Origin of the sequence: Rhodopseudomonas sp. B29 (assembly GCF_000333455.1) — a bacterium.
Taxonomy (GTDB): domain Bacteria; phylum Pseudomonadota; class Alphaproteobacteria; order Rhizobiales; family Xanthobacteraceae; genus Rhodopseudomonas.
The window spans coordinates 1-2,432 of record NZ_BADD01000466.1 but is presented as its reverse complement, the minus strand read 5'-3'; the positions used below and the strand labels follow the sequence as shown (position 1 = coordinate 2,432).

Annotated in this window: 2 protein-coding genes and 1 pseudogene; 2 read left to right on the top strand and 1 reads right to left on the bottom strand. The window is 64.8% G+C overall.

Going from position 1 to position 2,432, the window contains the following annotated elements; translation table 11 throughout:
• Nucleotides 1–939 (bottom strand): FGGY family carbohydrate kinase (locus I5M_RS16575; protein ID WP_022722414.1); only part of this gene is annotated, 939 nt, incomplete at its 3' end.
• A gap of 356 nt (nucleotides 940–1,295) precedes the next feature.
• Between I5M_RS16575 and I5M_RS16565 the strand changes: the two genes are divergently transcribed.
• On the top strand, nucleotides 1,296–1,880 hold the full coding sequence (locus I5M_RS16565; protein ID WP_022722412.1) for an ANTAR domain-containing response regulator: 585 nt from the start codon (nucleotides 1,296–1,298) through the stop codon (nucleotides 1,878–1,880).
• Nucleotides 1,877–2,432: pseudogene (locus I5M_RS29950) on the top strand (CmpA/NrtA family ABC transporter substrate-binding protein); the annotation flags it as partial. The gene I5M_RS16565 and the pseudogene I5M_RS29950, both read left to right, overlap by 4 nt.

Here is a 2,432-nt window from a genome sequence, read left to right as displayed (position 1 = left end):
CAGCCATTGCACCGCAGACCGGGCGACGAAGATCGAGCCTTCGAGCGCGTAGGTGCGCTGGCCGCCGAGCTGATAGGCGATGGTGGTGAGCAGCTTGTTGTTGGACTTCACCGGCGTGGTGCCGGTGTTGAGCAGCGCGAAGCAGCCGGTGCCGTAAGTGGACTTGATCATGCCGGGCGAGAAGCAGGCCTGGCCGATGGTCGCGGCCTGCTGATCGCCGGCGATGCCGCGGATCGCGATGCGGCCGCCGAACAGGCCCGGATCGGTTTCGCCGTAATCGGCCGACGAGTCTTTCACCTGCGGCAGCATCGCGCGCGGGATGGCGAACAGTTTGAGCAGTTCGTCGTCCCAGTCGCCGCTGTGGATATTGAACAGCAGCGTGCGCGACGCGTTGGTGGCGTCGGTGGCGTGGACCTTGCCGCCGGTGAGGCGCCACAGCAGGTAGCAATCGATGGTGCCGAATTTCAGTTCACCGCGCTGCGCGCGGGCGCGCGCTTCGGGCACGTTGTCGAGCAGCCAGGCCAGCTTGGTGCCGGAGAAGTACGGATCGATGATCAGGCCGGTCTTGGCGGTGATCATCGGCTCGAGCCCGTCGGCCTTCAGCCGGGTGCAGACATCGGCGGTGCGGCGGTCCTGCCAGACGATGGCGCGGTGGATGGCCTGGCCGGAGACGGCGTCCCACACCACCACGGTCTCGCGCTGGTTGGTGATGCCGATCGCCGCGATGTCGGCGGCCTTGGCGTCGGCCTTGTCCATGGCGTCGCGGCAGGTCGAGATGGTCGAGGCCCAGATGTCCTCGGGCTCGTGCTCGACCCAGCCGGAGGCCGGGAAATGCTGCGGGAATTCGAGCTGCGCGGTGGCGGCGATCGAAATGTCGGGGCGAAACAGGATTGCGCGCGACGAGGTGGTGCCCTGGTCGATGGCCATCACGAACTTCATGAGCGTTGTCCCGGAAAAAGCGTGGAGGTTTTGCCGCACACCACCCGATCGGAACCGCGCCGTCAATATCGGCGCGTCGCTTGTGTGCTGCACAATCCGCTTCAAACCGCGGCCGGAGTGTGGTTTGACGTGAGTGCAATTCAAACCGGACCATGGAGAACGCGTTGTTCGTCATTGCGAGCCGAAGGCGAAGCAATCCAGCCCCGTGCACTGGGCTGGATTGCTTCGTCGCGGAGCCTGTGCCCGGACGGCGCTACGCGCCGATCCGGGTGCTCCTCGCAATGACGGGGCGGGGTTCGACGCTCGTAATGACGCAGCGGTGTTTTGCGCTCGCAATGACGGCGAGAGACTGAGCGATGGATCCCTCGCTGAAAATCGTCATCGTCGATGAGAATCCGGTGCGCGCCGCGATCCTCAGCGAGGGTCTGCGCGAAGCCGGCATGACGCAGATCACTCAGCTCGAGGGCACCACCAATCTCTTGGCGCGAATCTACGAGATCGACCCCGACGTCATCGTCATCGATCTGGAGAACCCGAGCCGCGACATGCTGGAGCAGATGTTCCAGGTCAGCCGCATCGTGAAGCGGCCGATCGCGATGTTCGTCGATCAGAGCGACACCGCCTCGATCCAGGCCTCGGTCGATGCCGGCGTCTCCGCCTATATCGTCGACGGGCTGAAGAAGGAGCGGATGAAGCACGTGCTCGATCTGTGTATCTCGCGCTTCAACGCCTTCGCGCACCTCGAATCCGAACTCAATCGTGCGCGCTCGGCGCTGGAAGAGCGCAAGGTGATCGACCGCGCCAAGGGCATCCTGATGAAGGCCAAGGGCCTGACCGAAGAGCAGGCCTATGTGCTGCTGCGCTCGACCGCGATGAATGAAAAGAAGAAGATCGCCGACATCGCCCAGTCGGTGATCACCGCCTCGGAGATGCTGAAATGAGCGAGCGGCTGCGCATCGGATTCATTCCGCTGATCGATGCGGCGGCGCTGATCGTCGCCGCCGACAAGGGGTTCTGCGCCGCCGAAGGTCTCGACGTCGAGCTGGTGCGGGAGATTTCCTGGGCCAATGTCCGCGACAAGTTCAACATCGGCATGTTCGACGCGGCACATCTGCTCGCGCCGCTGGCGGTCGCGTCGAGCCTCGGCCTAGGCCATGTCAAGGTGCCGGTGATCTCGGCGTTCGGACTCGGCGTCAACGGCAACGCCATCACGGTGTCGCCGGATCTCTACGCGGCGATCGCCGCCAATGTCGACGGCGATATCGCCGATCCGGTGGTGTCGGCGCGGGCGCTGGCGCGCGTGGCGGCGCAGCGCAAGGCCAAGGGCCAGGAGCCGCTGACTTTCGGCATGACCTTCCCGTTCTCGAGCCACAACTACGATCTGCGGTTCTGGATGGGCTCCGGCGGCGTCGATCCCGACGAGGATTTGCGGCTGGTGGTGCTGCCGCCCGCCGTTCATGGTGGAGAGCATCGCCAACAAACATCTCGACGGC

Excerpts from the sequence above, each read along its gene's own strand:
- I5M_RS16565 (WP_022722412.1), top strand. The coding sequence starts at position 1,296 with ATGGATCCCTCGCTGAAAATCGTCATCGTCGATGAGAATCCGGTGCGC.